This window comes from Methylobacterium sp. J-048 (assembly GCF_022829515.1).
Lineage (GTDB): Bacteria > Pseudomonadota > Alphaproteobacteria > Rhizobiales > Beijerinckiaceae > Methylobacterium.
The window spans coordinates 18841-35071 of record NZ_JAKSYL010000057.1 but is presented as its reverse complement, the minus strand read 5'-3'; the positions used below and the strand labels follow the sequence as shown (position 1 = coordinate 35071).

Sequence of the window (16231 nt, the reverse complement as noted above, 5' to 3'; positions counted from 1 at the left end):
CGGCGCGTTCCAACGGCGGTTCCGACGGCCAGCGCCGGACTCACCGCGCTTTTCCCCTCCCCCTTGCGGGGAGGGGCCAGGGGTGGGGGTGGTGCAGAAGGCACCGCCGAGCCGCCCCCACCTCCAACTCCTCCCCGCAAGGGCTATGGGCTACACAGGTTTCGGTCAGAGCCGTGGTCCTGCCGCTGGCAGAGGAGGCGCGGGTCCCCTCTCCCGTGCGGGAGAGGGACAGGGTGAGGGGTGCGACATCTCCGGAAAGTCCTGGCCCCTCACCCCAACCCTCTCCCGCACGGGAGAGGGGGCGCGTCGCGGCCTGCAACGGCGCCGGTGCCTCAAAACTGTGTAGGCCGTAGCCGCAAGGGGGAGGAGCGCGCGTCGTGCGCTACAGGAGGTGATGTAAGCCCGCTACCGCAGGCGCACTCCGAAAAATCCCACCCGCCCAGCCTCCGTGCAAAGCAGCTCGAACCCGGCGCCGGTTGACACCACCCCCGCCATCGCCAACACCTCGCGCCCGCCGCTTCCGGAGCGGCGAACCCGGGAAGACCTGTGACACGATGGCGGTGACGCGCACCTACCTCGACTTCGAGAAGCCGGTTGCCGAGCTGGAGGCCAAGCTCGAGGAATTGCGCGCGGTCGGCGAGCGCGACGGCGCGGTCTCGATCTCCGAAGAGGTCGGCCGGCTGGAGGCCAAGGCCGGCCAGGCGCTCGCCGAGATCTATGCGAGCCTCACGCCCTGGCAGAAGACCCAGGTCGCCCGCCACCCGCAGCGCCCGCATTTCGTGGATTACTGCGCCGGGCTGATCACCGAATTCACGCCGCTGGCCGGCGACCGCGCCTTCGGCGAGGACGAGGCGATCCTGGGCGGCTTCGGCCGCTTCCGCGGGCGCCCGGTGCTGGTGCTCGGCCAGGAGAAGGGCGCCACCACCGAGGCGCGGCTGCGCCACAATTTCGGGATGGCCCGGCCCGAGGGCTACCGCAAGGCCGTCCGGCTGATGGAGACCGCCGACCGGTTCGGCCTGCCGGTGATCGCCTTCGTCGACACCGCCGGCGCCTATCCGGGCATTGAGGCCGAGGAGCGCGGCCAGGCCGAAGCCATCGCCCGCTCCACCGAGGCGTGCCTGGCGCTGGGCGTGCCCAACGTCGCCGTGGTGATCGGGGAGGGCGGCTCGGGGGGCGCCATCGCGCTCGCCACCGCCAACCGGGTGCTGATGCTGGAGCACGCGATCTACGGGGTGATCTCGCCCGAAGGCGCCGCCTCGATCCTGTGGCGCGACCAGGGCCGCGCCCACGAGGCCGCCACCGCCATGAAGATCACCGCCCAGGACCTGCTGCGGCTCGGCGTCATCGACGGGATCATCCCGGAGGCCACCGGCGGCGCGCATCGCGACCGCGACGCGGCGATCCGCGGGGCCGGCGACGCCGTCGCCGATTCGCTCGCCCAGTTTGACGGCCTGACTCCGGTGGAGATCCGCGACCGCCGCGCCGAAAAATTCCTCGCCATCGGCCGGACCCTGTGAGTTCAACAGGCGCGACCGGCGGCCTGCTGGGCGCCCTCGGGCGGCTCCTCGGGCGGCGCGACGCGCGCGAGCCGGGCGGACACAACCACGTCTCCCTCGGCTGCAATTGCCAGATGGCGCACGTGCTCAAGACCCTGGACCTGCGCCACTGGTCCGGCCCGCTGGACTGGCTGTTCTCCATGCCGGGCATGGTCCGGGACTGCCTGGAGGACGATTTTTCCGCGCTCACCGACCGGGGCCAGCTCGAGAGCATTCCGGAGGCGGAGCGGCGCGGCCCCGACATCTGGCGCGGCCGGCACCGGCTCTACCGGGAACGGCACGGGCTCGAATGCGTGTTCAACCACCACGACCCGGCGGCGAACGCGGCGGATTACGCCTTCCTCACCGAGGGCGTGCGCCGCCTGCGCCAGGCCCTGGACACCCCCGGCACCGAGAACCGGCTGTGGATGATGACCCATCTGCACACGCCCCGGGAGACGGTCGAGGCGATCGACGACCTGCTGGGCCGCCGGGCGAGCCGCAACCACCTGACCTTCGTGCAACTCCAGCCGGACCATCACGGGGTGGCGGTGGTCGAAGCCCTCGACCTGCGGCCGACCTTACGTTGGCTGACGATCCAGACCCGCTCGACCCCGGTCGGCCTGCGCCTCGCCGACTTGACCGAGGATTCGCAGCTCGTGGAGATCATCCGCACCGAGGCGAGCCGGCGGCCGGTGGTGTTCGGCTGAGCGGTCTCATAGCGCCGGCTTACCCCCCGCGCAGCCGCTCCGCCAGAAAATCGACCAGCACCCGGATCCGGGCCGGCAGGCCTGCGCCGCCCACGAACACCGCGTGGATCACCTCGCGGTCCTGCGGGTTGAACGGCTCCAGCAGGGGCACCAGCCGGCCGGCGGCGAGGTCGTCGGCGATGTGGAAGGTCCCGACCCGGGTGATGCCGACGCCGCCGAGCGCCAGCTGCACCAGGGTCTCGCCGTTATTGGCCGCGATCGTGCCGCGCACCGGCAGGACGAAGTCGCGCCCCTCTTCGCGGAACGGCCAGCCGGGCTCGCTGCGGCGGAAGGTGAAATACAGGCAATTGTGGTCGGCGAGGTCGGCGGGCCGGCGCGGCGTCCCGGCCCGGGCGAGATAGGACGGCGCGGCGACCACGGTCCGGCCGGTCTCGCCCAGCCGCCGGGCGGTGAGCGGGCTGTCGGCCAGGGGCCCGAACCGGATGCCGATATCGGCCCGGCCGCCGAGCACGTCGACGATCTCGTCGCTGAGGTCGATCTCGACCACGATGCCGGGATGCTGCGCCACGAAATCCCCGAGCAGCGGCACGATCACCAGGCGGCCATGGGCGGTGGCGGCGCTGACCCGGACCCGCCCGCGCGGGCAGCCCCGGTCGGACAGAGCGGTCTCGGTCTCATCGAGATCGGCCAGGATGCGCCTTGCCGCCCGCCCGTAGGTCTCGCCCTCGGCGGTGAGGCGCAAGGTCCGGGTGGTCCGGACCAGGAGCTGGACGCCGAGCCGCGCCTCGATCCGGGCGACGACCCGGCTCACCGCCGACGGCGTCAACCCGAGCCGGCGCGCCGCCCCCGACAGGCTGCCGGCCTCCGCCACCGCCACGAACACGGCCATGTCCCCGGCGCGGTCGGCCTTGTCGCGCAACATTCGTGACACCTCCGCACGGATCCCGATCCGCCATGTCGGCTTAACGATGGCCCGACGATTCGGCCATGTGCCGGAGCGGAACCGGCCGCCTCCGGTACCGGGACGCTCAAGCGGCGTCCGGGACGGGGGTGATGCGCGCGAGCTCGTCGCCGATCACCAAGAGCAGCGTCTCGCTCTCGAACTGCATTTGCAGGTTGAGCCAGAACTGGTGCGAGGTCCGGAACAGCCGGGCCAGCCGCAGCGCCGTATCGGTGCTGATCCCAATTTCTTCCTTCACGATCCGCTCGATCCGCGAGCGCGGCAGGCCCAGGGCGCGCGCGACGGCGCCAGCCGAGAGGCCGAAGGGCGCCATGAACTCCTCGCGCAGGATCTCGCCGGGATGAACGGGCGGGAGCGCGTCGAACGCCTCCGCCTGATCGAAGACCCGGCGCAGATCGGCGATGGTCTCGGCGCCGTGTGCCCGAGGTTGAGTCTTGTCGTCGGTGGTCGTCATGACACCCTCGGGCACGGCCGAATGCCTCAATGATAGTCGGTGAACTCGACCCGGTCGGGACCGGAGGCAGTCCAGATGAAACAGATTCGGAATTGGTCGTTGACCGCAATGGCGTGCTGCCCCGCGCGATCCCTGCTCAACGGATGAAGCTTGTTCCCCGGTCGATCCTTGAGGTCATCGAGCGACGTCGCGGCGTTCAACGCGATGAGCTTGCGGCGTGTCGCTTTGAACAGGGCGGCCGGAAAACCTTTGGGGCAACGCCCGGCGAAAACGGCCTGCGTGAGCGCATCGTGAAAGCCCAGAATCATCGCACCAGCCCGGGCCGCGATGACCGGTGCTTGTATCACTGAATGCAACAACGCGCAATCAATCGGATCGCCTAAGGGTTAGGCCGCGAATGCCCGTGACGCGCAGCCGACCGCCTGTCCTCTCTGAGACTTGTGCTTCTTGCGCACAGATCTTGGTCCATCCAACGGACTACTCCCGGCGCGCCGAATCCGCCACCTGCGGTCCCGGAACAACCGGAGAGCCCTCATGGCGATCAATCCTCCCCTGCTGGCCCTGGCGGTCGGCGCCTTCGGCATCGGCGTCACGGAATTCACCCCGATGGGCATGCTGCCCCTCGTCGCCGGGGATCTCGGCGTCTCGATCCCCGCCGCCGGCCTCGTGGTCAGCGCCTATGCGCTCGGCGTCCAGGTCGGCGCGCCGCTGGTGACGTTGGCCGCCGCGCGGGTGCCCCGGCGCCGGCTGCTGGTCGGGCTGATGGCGATCTTCACCCTGGGCAACCTGCTGGCGGCCATCGCCGACAGTTACGCGATGCTGGTCGTCGCCCGGCTGGTCACGGCGCTGAACCACGGCGCGTTCTTCGGCATCGGCTCGGTGGTGGCCGCCAGGATCGTGCCGCCGGAGCGCCGGGCCGCCGCGGTGGCGTCGATGTTCTCGGGGCTGACCGTCGCGACGATCGGCGGCGTGCCGCTCGCCGCCTGGGTCGGCGAGGTGCTCGGCTGGCGGGCGGCGTTCTGGGGCATCGCGGCGATCGGCGCGGTCGCCATGCTGGCGCTGCGCCTCGCGCTGCCGGAGCTGAAGGTCGAGGCCCGGGACGACATGCGGGCCGAATTGCGCGTGCTCGGGCGCGGGCCGGTGCTCGCCGCCCTGGCGCTCACGGTGGTGGGCGCCAGCGCGATGTTCACGGTGTTCACCTACATCGTGCCGATCCTGCGGAGCGAGACCGGCGCGACGACGCCGTTCGTCACCGCGATGCTGATGCTGTTCGGCGTTGGCCTGACCATCGGTAACTGGCTCGGCGGACGATTGGCCGACCGGTCGGTGGACGGCACGATCCTCGGGTCGCTGGTCGGGCTGGTCGCGGTGCTCGCCCTGTTCGCCTGGGGCATGCGCCTGGAGGGCGGCGCGGCGCTGCTGATCCTGCTCTGGGGCGTGGCGAGCTTCGCCCTGGTGCCGCCCCTGCAGATGCGCGTGATGGAGAAGGCGGGCGCGGCGCCCAACCTCGCCTCGGCGATGAATATCGGCGCGTTCAACCTCGGCAACGCGATCGGGGCGGCGGTGGGCGGCGGCGTGATCGATGCCGGGCTCGGCTACGAGGCCGTGCCGCTCGCGGGCGCCGCCATGGCGGCGTTGGGGCTCGCTTTCCTGCTGTGGCTGCGCCGGGACGGACGGGTGCGCGCCGCCGCGGCGACGAGCTGCGGATAACATTGCCCGCTCAAGCACTTGCAGTCATCCGTAAAAGTCCCGGATTCAAAAGGTCCGGGACCTTTTGCGGGTGCAGGGCGGAGCCCTGCTGTCGGACTTCGTCCGATTTATCGGGGCCTCGCCCCGATACCCCACTCAAGAGCCGAGCCCTCTAGAAACCCGGTTCCGTCAGTGCATGGTGCGCGACAGGGCGACGATCGCGCCGACGATGACGATCGTCTGGAAGCCGATCGAGCCGATCACCCCTGTCATGATATCGAACTTGGCCTCAGCCAGATCGGTCTTCGTGACGAGGCTTGCGAGATCGGCATCGCGACTCTCGCGAAGCGCGCTGGTGATCGCCTCGGCCTGATCCTCGGACAGGCCGGATGCCTTGAGCCGACGGACCAGGGCATAGGTGTCGAGCGAGAGCGCCGTCATGGGCGGCGCCTGTCGCTCGGCGAGCCGGTTCCGGCCCACGTGACGCCCGGATCGAACCGAATACCGATGCCCATCGCTCGCTGATTCCGCGGCCCTTGCGCGCCATCGAAAGCTGGCGATTTTGCCGAAATGGCGCAAGCTGGTCGTTGCGGCGCGCGTCTCGTCACCAATAAGGCGGCCGGATCAACCACCTCGTGGCTCCGTGCTCCGCTGCGCGGCCCCGGAACGACGCGATGGACGGCTTGGGGCCGAGGCACATCCGAAGCTGTTGAAAAAACAAAGTTTTCGTCGCCGATGATTCGGCCCAAAAGGCCTTTCCCGCAGGCCCGGTGGCACCGCCATCCACCGAAGAGTCCCGTGCCCTGTTGCCGACAGGATCTTGCGGTAACAAAGGTGCAAGCTTAACGAGCCTATTGGGTTGGGGAGTGGCGCCCGATGTCGGCTATCAAAAGGCCGCCGGACGCACGAAGACGACGAGGTTCCCCATGACGGCGCGTCTCGCGACGGTGCGACTGCTGGCGGCCGCTTCCCTGCTGGCCCTCGCGCTGGCCGGCTGCCAGGACGGCTCGGGCATCAACGGCCCGACCGCGCGCAGCATCGCGCCCATCGCCCCCCAGACGCTCGCCCTAATGCAGACCAAGGGCATGCAGCAATCCGACCCGATCCTGATCCGCGCCTACAAGAAGGAAGCGGAGATGGAGGTCTGGAAGCGCGGCGGCGACGGCCGCTACGCGCTGCTGAAGACCTACCCGATCTGCCGCTGGTCCGGCCAGCTCGGGCCGAAGGTCCGCGAGGGCGACCGGCAGGCGCCGGAGGGTTTTTACACGATCACCCCGGGGCTGATGAACCCGAATTCGTCGTACTATCTCTCGTTCGACACCGGCTTCCCCAACGCGGTCGACCGGGCCAACGGGCGCAGCGGCCGGTACCTGATGGTGCACGGCACCTGCTCGTCGGCGGGGTGCTTCGCCATGACCGACGCCACCATCGCGGAGATCTACGCGGTGGCCCGGGAAGCGTTCATCGGCGGCCAGCGCAGCTTCCAGTTCCAGTCCTACCCGTTCCGGATGACGGCCCAGAACATGGCCAAGTTCCGCAACGACCCGAACATGCCGTTCTGGCAGAACCTCAAGGAGGGCTCGGATTATTTCGAGGCCCTGCGCGAGGAGCCGAAGGTCGGCCAGTGCGGCACCAAATACGTGTTCGGCGGCTCGGACGCGGCCGCCGGCGCGTGCAAGCCGAAGGTCGACCCGCTGGTGGCCGAGAAGCGCGAGCACGACGAGCGCGAGGTCGCCGAGCTGGTCGCCAAGGGTACCCCGGCCGTGCGGGTGGTCTACCAGGATGGCGGCCAGAACCCGGTGTTCCGGCCGCCGGCCAACACCAGCGCCTTCGCGAGCCTCGGCGGCACCGAGACCGTGCTGCCCTACGACGCCAAGGAGTTCGGCCGGCACAATCTCGGCGACGTCAGCCGGCCCGAGACCCTGGCGGCCGGGCCGCAGGAGATCGAGATCGAGCCGAAGGGTCAGCCGACGATGATGGCGGGCATCGAGCCGGCGCTCCCCGCCAAGGCCGCCGCGAAGGCCGTCCGGGGCCAGAAGCCCGCGGCCACGACGCTGATGGCCAACCGCACCGAGCCGGAACTCCGGGTCGAGACCACCGCGTCGGTCGGCGAGAAGCCGGCCCGGATCACGGTGGCCGACGCCGACGGCGATTCGAGCAGCTACCAGAAGGTGCTGGGCTCCCTGTTCGACAAGGAGAAGCCGGCGGCCCCCGCCACCCCGGCGGTAGACGCCACCGTGGTGCCCGAGCCGGTCAAGCTCGCGCACGCGGCCGACAAGGTCGCCCCCAAGGCGGCGGCCAAGGCGCACCCGGTGAAGACCGCCAAGGTCGAGGCCAAGGCGGATGCGAAGCCGGATGCAAAGCTCGCCCTGCGCAAGGGCGAGCCGGAGGCCAAGGCGAAGCCGTAGGGTTTAGAGCAGCGGCCGTTCGCGGTTCATCAGCCACAGGGCGTGGACGGTGCCTGGCAGCCAGAAGATCAGCCAGAGCAGGATGTTCAGCAGGAACTGCAGGCCGAACCCGGTGGTGACGAGCACCGCCACCGGGGGGATGAAGATCGCGAGCAGGATGCGGACGAGGCTGGACACGAGCACTCCGGGCCTTCGGGCCTGAGGGGTTCCGGCTCAAACGAAGCGCGGCCGTGTCCGTTCCCGTGGGGCGAGGCGCACCACGCCCCGCCCCCCTCCTGAAAAGAAATCAGTTCTTCACCGGCGGCGTGGTGGCGGTGGGGACGTTCGCCGCCTGCTTCTCCGGGTTCTTCACCTGGCTGTAGGCGACGTTGGCGAAGGAGCCGATCACCGCGGGCCAGCTCGGGGCCGCGTATTGCGGGTCGTCGCGGCCGACCTTGCAGAAGGCCGTGGTCAGGGCGTTGACCACGTCGTCGTCGGACGCGCCGGTATCGGCCGCCTTGATCTGCGGCACCACCCGGGTCAGCGTCGGCACGAAATCCTGCTGCTTCAGGCCACTGAGCGTCGCCGCGACGCCGACCTTGTCGAAGGCCGCCTTCAGCTTGTCCTGCTCGATCTCGGCGCAGGGGGCGGTGCCGGCCAGCATGGTCTTGGTGGCGGCCCGGGCCTCGGAGGCCTTGGTGCCGGTCACCGGGGGCGCCTTGTTGCCCCAGGAGTTGCGGATGTAATCGGTGACGTTCTTGACCTCGACATCGGTCATCTGCTGGCCGATCGCCACCATCGGGGCGAGCCCGCTCTGGGCCGCGAGGCCGCCGTAGATCACCCGCAGCACCGTCTCGGGGCCTTCGGACTGGACGGAGGTGTTGCCGGCGAGCGCCGGCACCGCGCCCTCGATGCCCTTGCCGTCGGGCTGGTGGCAGGAGGAGCAGTAGGTCAGGTAGGTCGAGGCGCCGGGGGCGTCGGGGGTGTCGAAGGACGCGAGGTCCTTCGGCTTGTAGGTCTGCTTGGCCGGGACCGTGCGCAGGTAGGCGACCATCGCCTTCAGGTCGTCCTCCTTCACCTTGGAGAGGGATTCCATGATGGTCTGGCGCATCGGGCCGGCGGCGACGCCGGGGCGGTCGCCCGGGGCGGTGCCGGTCTTGAGGTAGGTCACCACCTGCTCGTCGGTCCAGGCGCCGATGCCCTGGTGGCCGTCAGGCGTGATGTTGGGGGCGTACCAGCCGTCGATGACGCCGCCGCCGAAGCGGCCGGCGAAGCTCGAATTGCCGACGAGCTTGTTCTCGTTGTGGCACATGGCGCAGTGGCCCAGCCCCTCGACCAGGTAGCCGCCGCGGTTGACCTCGGCGCTGGCGTTCGGATCCGGCTTGAAGCGGGCTTCGGTGAAGAAGGCGGTCCGCCAGGTCACCAGCGCGGTGCGGACGTTGAACGGGAACGGGATCTGGTTGTCCCTGCGCTTCTCGTTCACCGGCGGGAGCGATTGCAGATAGGCCCAGATCGCCTGCGTGTCCTCGTCGGTGACCTTGGTGTACCAGCCGAACGGGAAGGCCGGGTACAGATACCCGACATGCTTGCTGTAGCCCTGGCGGAAGGACTTCTCGAAGTCGGCGTAAGAGTAATCGCCGAGCCCGGTCTCCTTGTCGGGGGTGAGGTTGGGGGTCATGATCACCCCGAACGGCATGTTGAGCGCGTAGTTGCCGGCCAGGAACTTGCCGCCGGGCGCGGTGTGGCAGGCGGCGCAATCGCCCATGGTCACGAGGTATTTTCCGCGCTCGACCGGGTCGGACCCGTCCTGCGCCAGGGCCGGGAACGCGAGCAGCAGGCCCGCCAGCATCGGGGCCGCGGTCCGGCCGGAGGAGCGGGCAATCCTGCGCTGCATGGCGACCTCTCCCGTGCCGTCTTTATAGGTTTTCCAGGGTGCTGGCCGAGAACGCGGGGTTTCCCGGCGTTGTTCCGGCCTGCGGCGGGGTGCGGCGATGCGCCGTGGCGGCCGTCCGGAACCGAAGACCGAGATCGGTGAGGTGGGCCAGGAGCCCCGCGAGCATCCAGGCGGCGACGATCGGCCAGCCGGATCCGACCAGGGCGGCCCGGAGCGCCAGCATCAAGGCGGCTCCGGCGGCCAGGTTGGCCAGGAGCGGCGGCAGGCCGACCCCGCGGCGCCGGGCCAGCCAGGCGAGCAGCAGCGCCTCCAGAACCACCAGCGCCAGGATCGCATCGACGATCCGGCCCGAGGCGAACAGGGCCTCCATCAGGCCAGGCCCCGGAACGGCGCGTTGAGCCGCACGATCCGCAGGTTCAGGCAGGCGGCGACGCTGACCCAGGCGAGATAGGGCAGGTTCATCAGCCCGGCCGCGACCGAGACGCGGCCGGTGACCAGCACGAGCACGGCGATCGACAGCCACAGGGCCGCGACCTCGGCCAGCGCCCAGTCGGGCCGGCGGAACCGAAAGAACAGCACGCTCCAGGCGATGTTGAGCACGCCGTTCACCGCGTAGGCGGCGAGCAGCTGGACCCGGGCTGTCGGATCGGGATCGCCGTTCCAGGCCATCACGGCGGCGATGGTGGTCAGCAGGAAGATGGTGGTCCAGACCGGCCCGAACGCCCAGTCCGGCGGCTTCCAGGACGGAAAGCGCAGGTGCCGGTACCAGGCATCCGTCTTGGTCGCGACGGCGCCGGCGACGGCAACCACCACGGCGGCCGATGCTGCAACGGCAGGCGGCCCCCAGCTGGCGTCCAAGTCCGAAAAAATCACGGGGAGACCCAGCGGAACAGGTGGGCGAGGTCCTTGAAGAAGATCCGCGCATGGGCGGCGGGTTTGGACCGGACCAGCTCCTTGTTCATGTAGCTGTCCCAGGTGAGCTGCTGGACGTCCTTGTCCCGGCAGATCGAGACGAAGCGCTCGCGCAGGCCGTCGCTGCGGTACCAGACCCACTGCATCATCCCGAGGATCCAGAACACGCGGCCGTGCAGCTTCATGAACTGTTTCCGCGCGCCTGCCAGCGCCCGGACATCCCCGGTGGCCAGGAAGGTTTTCGCCGCCTCGGCCGAGAGCTGGCCGCCCAGCATCGCGTAGTAGATGCCCTCGCCGGAGGCCGGGGCGACGACGCCGGCCGCATCGCCCGCGAGCAGCACGTCGCGGCCGTTGTCCCAGCGTTTGAGCGGCTTCAGCGGCAGGGGCGCGCCCTCCCGGCGGATCGTCTCGGCGCCGTCGAGGCCGGTGGCGACGCGCAGCGCCCGGATCGAGGAGCGCAGGGAAAAACCCTTCCTGGCGCTGCCGGTGCCGATGCTGGCGGTCTCCCCGTGCGGGAAGATCCACGAGTAGAAATCCGGCGAGTGCCGGCCCTGATAGTAGACGTCGCAGCGGGCGGCATCGACGGCCGTCCCGCCGGGGGCGTCGGGAGCCGGCACCCGGACGATCTCGTGATAGGCGAAGACCTGCTTCATCTTGTCGTGGCCGGGCACCTCGGCTTTGCCCACCGGCGAGCAGGCCCCGTCGGCGCCGATCACCAGCCGCGCCCGGACCGTGTGGCGGGCCTGGGCCTCGCCCTTGCCGGTGGTGAAATGGACCACCGACAGGCCGTCATCCGGACGGGTGATTTTTTCGTATGCCGCCTCGCGCAAGTCGGCGCCGGCCTGCTGCGCCCGGGCGCGCAGCCAGGGGTCGAAATGCTGCCGGTCGACCATGCCGACGAAGCCTTCGCCCACCGGCATGTCCACGGCCTTGCCGCTCGGTGCCACCATCCGGGCGGAGCGGATCTTGGCGACCAGCAGGGCATCGGGAATCGCGAAGTCGCGGATCAGCCGGGGCGGGATCGCGCCGCCGCAGGGCTTGATCCGCCCCGGCTTGTCGAGGAGCAGCACCGCGTGCCCGGCCCGGGCCAGCTCGGTGGCCGCCGTGGCCCCCGCGGGACCGCCGCCGACCACCACGACGTCGTAGGACGCATCACCCTGCAATCGTGCCATCACGTCACCTCGCGCCGAGGATGGGATTGAGCGGAATCGCGCCCCTGGCCGGGCCCCGGACGGGCTCGAGCCGCAGGGCCAGCACCAAAGCGGCGAGGAACAGAACCCCCTCCGCGGCGAAGACGGCGGCGTAGGCCTGGACCGGCTCCGCCGTGATGAGCAGCCGCACCGCATCCACGGCCGCCGCCCCCAGGAAGCCGCCGGCCCCGAAGGCGATGCCCTGGGCCGCGCCCCAGACGCCCATGCGGGTGCCGCGCTCCCGGGCGTCGCCGCGGCCGGCCAGCGCCATCATCGAGCCGATGGCGGCGACCGCGTAGGCGCCGTTGGCGACGCCCAAGGCGAACACCACCGGCCGCAGGGGCAGGACATCGCCGCCGGCGGCCAGCGCGAACAGGGCGGCGGCCGAGCCGGCACAGCCGAGCGCGATCCACAGCCGCAGAGAGGCGAGGGGGGTGCCGCGGGCGGCGAGCGTCACGCCGGCGACCAGCAGCATCCCGGCGAGCACGCCGCCGTGCTGGAGCCCGGCGAGCTTGGTGGTAGCGCCGGGGCTCATGGCGAAGACCAGCCCGGCATAGGGTTCCAGGATCAGCTCCTGGGCGCTGTAGGCCAGCATCGACACGAACACGAAGATCGTGAAGGTCCGGGCCTCGGGATCGCCGAGCACCTGGGCCAGGACCGTGAAGAACGGTCTTTTGGCGGTCTCGGGCTCCGGAGCCCGGACCGGCAGGCGCCGCTCGACCCCGGTGAGCGCCAGCACGGCGACGCAGAAGGCGATGGCCGAGACCGCACCGGAGACGGCAACCAGCCGAAGGCCGGAGAACGGATCCAAGAAATGCCCGGCGAGCGGCGCCGTCAGGGCGAAGCCCAGGATCATCATCACCCAGACGATGGTGGCCGCCGCCCCGCGCCGGGCCGGGGCGACTCCCCCCGACAGCAAAACCAGCAACGACGTCCCGGCCGCCCCGGCCCCGATCCCGACGCACAGGAACGACAGGGCCGCGAGCGCGAGGCCGAGCATCAGGTCGGTGGCGGCGAGCGCCGTGCCGCAGGCCGCCCCGAACCCGCCGAGGCAGAGCGCGGCCATGCCGCCGACGATCCAGGGGGTCCGCGTCCCGCTCCGGTCCGAGCCGTAGCCCCAGCGCGGGCGCAGCACCTGCGCGGCGTAGTGCAGGGCGACGAGGAACCCCGGCACCAGGGCGGGGAGCGCCAGCTCGACGACCATCACCCGGTTGAGGGTGGCGGTCATCAGCACGACGACGCTGCCCAGAGCGGTCTGGACCAGGCCGAGGCGGACGATCTGGGGCCAGCCGAGCGTCGCCTCACCTGCCTCGGATTTCCCCTCCCCCTTGCGGGGAGGGGTCAGGGGTGGGGGTGGTGCAGGATGAGATGCAGCAGTGCCATCTGCACCACCCCCACCTCCGGCTCCTCCCCGCAAGGGGGAGGAGAGCGCGTCGCGATCTGCACAGATTGATGCGTGCCCCTCCTGGAGCGCCGAGACCGCGACGCGCCCCCTCTCCCATGCGGGAGAGGGTTGGGGTGAGGGACCAGGATTTTCCGGAGCGGTCGCACCCCTCACCCTGTCCCTCTCCCGCTCGGGAGAGGGGACCCGCGCGGCATCCAGCAGCGGGGCGGACGTCGAAGCCGCACGCGAATCCGAACCGCGCATCACGCCCCTCCCACCAGCGGCCGCAGCGCGAAGGCGGCGACCAGCATGCCGAGGACGTAGAGGGTCGTGCCGGTGCCGTTGTACCAGGCGGCCCGCTCGCGGGGATCCTTCAGGAACCGGACCATCAGGGCGCATTGTCCGGCGAGCAACGCGGCTACCAGGGCGGCATGGCCGTAGCGCTCCCAGGCCGACAGCAGCCCGATCACCACCACCTGCGGCACCGCCATGACCAGGCAGGCGAAGCGGGCGGCCCGGTCCGAGCCCATCTGCACCGGCAGGGACAAGAGGCCCATGCGCCGGTCGCCCTCCACCGACTTGAAGTCGTTGAGGGTCATGATGCCGTGGGCGCCGATCGAATAGAGCAGGGCGACGAGCAGCACCCGCCGGTCGGGCAGGGCGGCGGCCATCACGGCGGCTCCGGTGAACCAGGGCAGGCCCTCGTAGCAGAGCCCCACCGCGGCATTCCCCCACCAGCCGTTTTTTTTCAGACGCAACGGCGGCGCGGAGTAGATCCAGGCGAGGACCAGCCCGAACAGAGCGGCGCCCAGGATCCATGGCCCCAGGGCGGCGGCCACCAGCAGCGACAGCAGCGTCCAGCCCACCGCCAGATAGAGGCCCCAGCGCCCGGGAATGCGCCCGGAGGGAATCGGCCGGCCCGGCTCGTTGATCGCGTCGACATGCCGGTCGAACCAGTCGTTGGTCGCCTGGCTGGTAGCGCAGACCAGCGGCCCGGCCAGCACGACGCCCGCGGCGATCACCGGCCATTGGCCGTGGGCCGGCTGCCCCGAGGAGATCACCCCGCAGGCGAACGCCCACATCGGCGCGAACCAGGTGAGCGGCTTGAGAAGCTCGACGACAGCGCTCGGTGCAGGCGTGGTCGGGGCGGGCGTGGTGGCCATGCCGGCAGGCTACCGGGGCCGCCGGGCGTGTCAAGCTGGATTTACACTTGGCAGCATCATGTCGATCCGGCTTGGCGCATAAAGACCGCGGACGGTCACGAATACAAAATTAAATACCAGTGTCGGCCGGACACGATCGCGTCAGGGAGGCCGGTGATTCCGCGAAGGGTTTTGGGCCGGGGGCTCAGCCTTCGAAGGCTCCGCGAAGGCTTCGCGACGCGTGCCGGCGCCCAGCCTTCGCGGACTTGGCTAAGTCCGGCCGGTAACCGGCGGCTTCGGCGCGGGATCGTTCGGATCCGGGAGTCAGGCGGCCCCCGAATCGGATCGCCCGCCCGACGCCGCTACGACCTCTCCGGAGATCCCATCCGCGCCGTCATCCTGAGGTGCCCGCGTCAGGATAAGGGGAGCGATTGCGCGATCGAACTGTCTGTCATCGCGCCCGGAACGACGCCGCCGAACCCCAAAAGCAAAAAGAAATCAATCGTTTTCGCCGGGGGCGTCGAGATCGCCGACGCCGTAGCGGCGCATCTTGGCGTAGAGGCCCTGGCGGCTGAGGCCGAGCATCTCGGCCGCCGAAGCGCGGTTGTCGCGGGTGATCCGCAGGGCCGCCTCGATGCAGAGCTTCTCGATCAGGTCGGTGGTCTCGCGGACCAGGGTCTTCATCGAGACCCGCCCGACCAGCTCGGCCATCTGCTCCACCGAGCGCGGCACGTCGCGGCTGCCGGCGAGTCGCCCTTCCGGGATCCGCCGGGGGGCGGAGCGGATCGCGAAGCCCAGGCACGGGCGGGAGCCCGGCACCGAGACGGCGGCGACCTCGACATCCTCGACGCCGCCATAGGTGCCGCGGATCACGGTGGCGAAGCGGCGCACGGAGCCGTGGTCGACCAGGCTGGCGAACAGGGCCTGCGCCTCGGTATCCTCGCGGCCGAGCCACTGGTCGAGGGGCCGGCCCCTTGCCTGACTCTCGGTGGCGAGCTGCGCCAGCTCCAGGAAGGCGGCGTTGGCCATCAGGATCCGGCGGGTCGAATCGGTGACCACGAAGCCTTCCGGCATCGCCTCGATCACCGCGCGGGTCGGCGCCTCCTGATCGGGGCCGGCCTCGGCGGCGGCCGGATCGGCCACGAGCCGCATCAGCGCACTCGGTCCGCCCTCGCCGCGGAACAGCGAGACCGCGACGGTGACCTCGCCGCGCCCGTGCTGGAGGGCGGCGCGGACCTCCCCGGCCTGCCCGGTCGTCCGCAGGGCGGCGAACTGCGCCTCCAGGGAGCGGGCGCTGCCGGCATCGAACAGGTCGACGGCGTCTTGGCCGGCCAGACGCTTGGCCGGGCGCCCGAGCAGGCGCGCGGCGGACGGGTTCGCCTCGGCGACCCGGCGGGTGCCGGCATCGACCACCAGAACCGCCTCGCCGGAGATCTGGAACAGCAGCCGGTAGCGGGTCTCGGCGGCGCGCAGCCGGGCGTAGTCGCGCTCCAGGGCCTGCTGGGCGTCGGTGAGCCGGCGCTGGAGCGCGGCCACCGCCCGCATGTCGCGGCCGAGGATGACGATCGGCCCACCCTCGCCGGAGCGGATCGAGGCGTAGCGGATCGGCAGGTCGATGCCGCTGGGGGAGGGATGGTTGATCTGACGCCAGCGGGTGATGCCGTCGGGCCGGGCGTCGCGCAGCAGGGCGTCGACCTTGGGCCGGCTCTCGATCGTCACGGTGTCGATCCAGCGCCGCCCGAGCCAGCCGGAGATGTTCTCCGCCTCGAGGTCGGTCGCGGCGGTCGCGTCCCGGATCACCCCGTCGGCATCGACCACCAGGGACAGGTCGGCCGATGCCGCGACGAGACGCCCGACCGCCTCGCCGTCGAGGTGGTCGGCCACCTGGAGCAGTGCCGGAGGCGGCGACTGCGGGGTGGGGTGAGGCTGGGGCGTCACGGTCACCGTAATGTGAGAGTTGAAAATTTTGCCCC

General features: G+C 70.7%; 16 protein-coding genes. 4 read left to right on the top strand and 12 right to left on the bottom strand.

Going from position 1 to position 16231, the window contains the following annotated elements; all coding sequences use genetic code 11:
• Positions 1-554 precede the first annotated feature (554 nt).
• Positions 555-1517 carry an acetyl-CoA carboxylase carboxyltransferase subunit alpha gene (locus tag MKL09_RS03405; RefSeq protein WP_244017954.1) on the top strand — a complete coding sequence of 321 codons (963 nt, stop codon included), beginning with the start codon at positions 555-557 and terminating at the stop codon, positions 1515-1517.
• Positions 1514-2245 carry a DUF1796 family putative cysteine peptidase gene (locus tag MKL09_RS03400; RefSeq protein WP_244017952.1) on the top strand — a complete coding sequence of 244 codons (732 nt, stop codon included), beginning with the start codon at positions 1514-1516 and terminating at the stop codon, positions 2243-2245. The genes MKL09_RS03405 and MKL09_RS03400 overlap by 4 nt, the downstream gene beginning before the upstream one ends.
• Positions 2246-2264: 19 nt before the next feature.
• On the opposite strand, the gene MKL09_RS03395 is transcribed toward MKL09_RS03400, so the two are convergent.
• From MKL09_RS03395 to MKL09_RS03385, 3 genes are all read right to left on the bottom strand, one after another.
• Positions 2265-3167, bottom strand: coding sequence for a LysR family transcriptional regulator (locus MKL09_RS03395; RefSeq protein WP_244017950.1), 903 nt, complete (start codon positions 3165-3167; stop codon positions 2265-2267).
• Between the two features lie 106 nt (positions 3168-3273).
• On the bottom strand, positions 3274-3519 hold the full coding sequence (locus MKL09_RS32290) for a HigA family addiction module antitoxin (protein ID WP_244017964.1): 246 nt from the start codon (positions 3517-3519) through the stop codon (positions 3274-3276).
• Positions 3520-3686: 167 nt separating this feature from the next.
• Complete coding sequence (locus MKL09_RS03385) at positions 3687-3968, bottom strand: type II toxin-antitoxin system RelE/ParE family toxin (RefSeq protein ID WP_244017948.1); 282 nt, start codon at positions 3966-3968, stop codon at positions 3687-3689.
• A 226-nt stretch (positions 3969-4194) separates the two neighbouring features.
• On the opposite strand from MKL09_RS03385, the gene MKL09_RS03380 reads away from it, so the two are divergent.
• Entirely contained in the window at positions 4195-5370 is a 1176-nt protein-coding gene (locus MKL09_RS03380) for an MFS transporter (RefSeq protein WP_244017946.1), read from the top strand.
• A gap of 168 nt (positions 5371-5538) precedes the next feature.
• Here MKL09_RS03380 and MKL09_RS03375 read toward each other — a convergent pair whose 3' ends face one another.
• Positions 5539-5790 (bottom strand): CCDC90 family protein, encoded by a 252-nt coding sequence (locus MKL09_RS03375; RefSeq protein ID WP_244017944.1) that lies wholly within the window; start codon positions 5788-5790, stop codon positions 5539-5541.
• Positions 5791-6275: 485 nt separating this feature from the next.
• Here MKL09_RS03375 and MKL09_RS03370 point away from each other — a divergent pair, with 485 nt between their 5' ends.
• Entirely contained in the window at positions 6276-7757 is a 1482-nt protein-coding gene (locus MKL09_RS03370) for a murein L,D-transpeptidase family protein (protein ID WP_244017942.1), read from the top strand.
• Between the two features lie 3 nt (positions 7758-7760).
• Here the strand turns inward: MKL09_RS03370 and MKL09_RS03365 are convergent, their stop codons facing one another.
• From MKL09_RS03365 to ppsR, 8 genes are all read right to left on the bottom strand, one after another.
• The gene (locus tag MKL09_RS03365; RefSeq protein ID WP_244017940.1) at positions 7761-7934 is read right to left on the bottom strand and encodes a YqaE/Pmp3 family membrane protein; all 174 of its coding nucleotides are present in this window, start codon (positions 7932-7934) and stop codon (positions 7761-7763) included.
• Positions 7935-8043: 109 nt separating this feature from the next.
• On the bottom strand, positions 8044-9630 hold the full coding sequence (locus tag MKL09_RS03360) for a cytochrome c (RefSeq protein ID WP_409566896.1): 1587 nt from the start codon (positions 9628-9630) through the stop codon (positions 8044-8046).
• Between the two features lie 22 nt (positions 9631-9652).
• Entirely contained in the window at positions 9653-10000 is a 348-nt protein-coding gene (locus MKL09_RS03355) for a hypothetical protein (protein WP_244017938.1), read from the bottom strand.
• The gene (locus tag MKL09_RS03350; RefSeq protein ID WP_244017960.1) at positions 10000-10500 is read right to left on the bottom strand and encodes a TspO/MBR family protein; all 501 of its coding nucleotides are present in this window, start codon (positions 10498-10500) and stop codon (positions 10000-10002) included. Before MKL09_RS03350 ends, MKL09_RS03355 begins: the two co-directional genes overlap by 1 nt.
• On the bottom strand, positions 10500-11714 hold the full coding sequence (locus MKL09_RS03345; protein ID WP_244017936.1) for a geranylgeranyl diphosphate reductase: 1215 nt from the start codon (positions 11712-11714) through the stop codon (positions 10500-10502). The genes MKL09_RS03350 and MKL09_RS03345 overlap by 1 nt, the downstream gene beginning before the upstream one ends.
• A gap of 4 nt (positions 11715-11718) precedes the next feature.
• Entirely contained in the window at positions 11719-12960 is a 1242-nt protein-coding gene (locus MKL09_RS03340; RefSeq protein ID WP_244017958.1) for a BCD family MFS transporter, read from the bottom strand.
• 419 nt (positions 12961-13379) lie between these two features.
• Positions 13380-14279, bottom strand: coding sequence for a chlorophyll synthase ChlG (gene chlG / locus MKL09_RS03335; protein WP_244017934.1), 900 nt, complete (start codon positions 14277-14279; stop codon positions 13380-13382).
• Positions 14280-14756: 477 nt separating this feature from the next.
• Positions 14757-16202, bottom strand: coding sequence for a transcriptional regulator PpsR (gene ppsR, locus MKL09_RS03330; protein WP_244017932.1), 1446 nt, complete (start codon positions 16200-16202; stop codon positions 14757-14759).
• Between the last annotated feature and the right edge of the window lie 29 nt (positions 16203-16231).

Coding starts and splice junctions, on each gene's coding strand:
- MKL09_RS03405 (WP_244017954.1), top strand. CDS start 555: ATGGCGGTGACGCGCACCTACCTCGACTTCGAGAAGCCGGTTGCCGAG.
- MKL09_RS03395 (WP_244017950.1), bottom strand. CDS start 3,167: ATGTTGCGCGACAAGGCCGACCGCGCCGGGGACATGGCCGTGTTCGTG.
- MKL09_RS32290 (WP_244017964.1), bottom strand. CDS start 3,519: ATGGCGCCCTTCGGCCTCTCGGCTGGCGCCGTCGCGCGCGCCCTGGGC.
- MKL09_RS03385 (WP_244017948.1), bottom strand. CDS start 3,968: ATGATTCTGGGCTTTCACGATGCGCTCACGCAGGCCGTTTTCGCCGGG.
- MKL09_RS03380 (WP_244017946.1), top strand. CDS start 4,195: ATGGCGATCAATCCTCCCCTGCTGGCCCTGGCGGTCGGCGCCTTCGGC.
- MKL09_RS03375 (WP_244017944.1), bottom strand. CDS start 5,790: ATGACGGCGCTCTCGCTCGACACCTATGCCCTGGTCCGTCGGCTCAAG.
- MKL09_RS03370 (WP_244017942.1), top strand. CDS start 6,276: ATGACGGCGCGTCTCGCGACGGTGCGACTGCTGGCGGCCGCTTCCCTG.
- MKL09_RS03360 (WP_409566896.1), bottom strand. CDS start 9,630: ATGCAGCGCAGGATTGCCCGCTCCTCCGGCCGGACCGCGGCCCCGATG.
- MKL09_RS03355 (WP_244017938.1), bottom strand. CDS start 10,000: ATGGAGGCCCTGTTCGCCTCGGGCCGGATCGTCGATGCGATCCTGGCG.
- MKL09_RS03345 (WP_244017936.1), bottom strand. CDS start 11,714: ATGGCACGATTGCAGGGTGATGCGTCCTACGACGTCGTGGTGGTCGGC.
- MKL09_RS03340 (WP_244017958.1), bottom strand. CDS start 12,960: ATGACCGCCACCCTCAACCGGGTGATGGTCGTCGAGCTGGCGCTCCCC.
- chlG (WP_244017934.1), bottom strand. CDS start 14,279: ATGGCCACCACGCCCGCCCCGACCACGCCTGCACCGAGCGCTGTCGTC.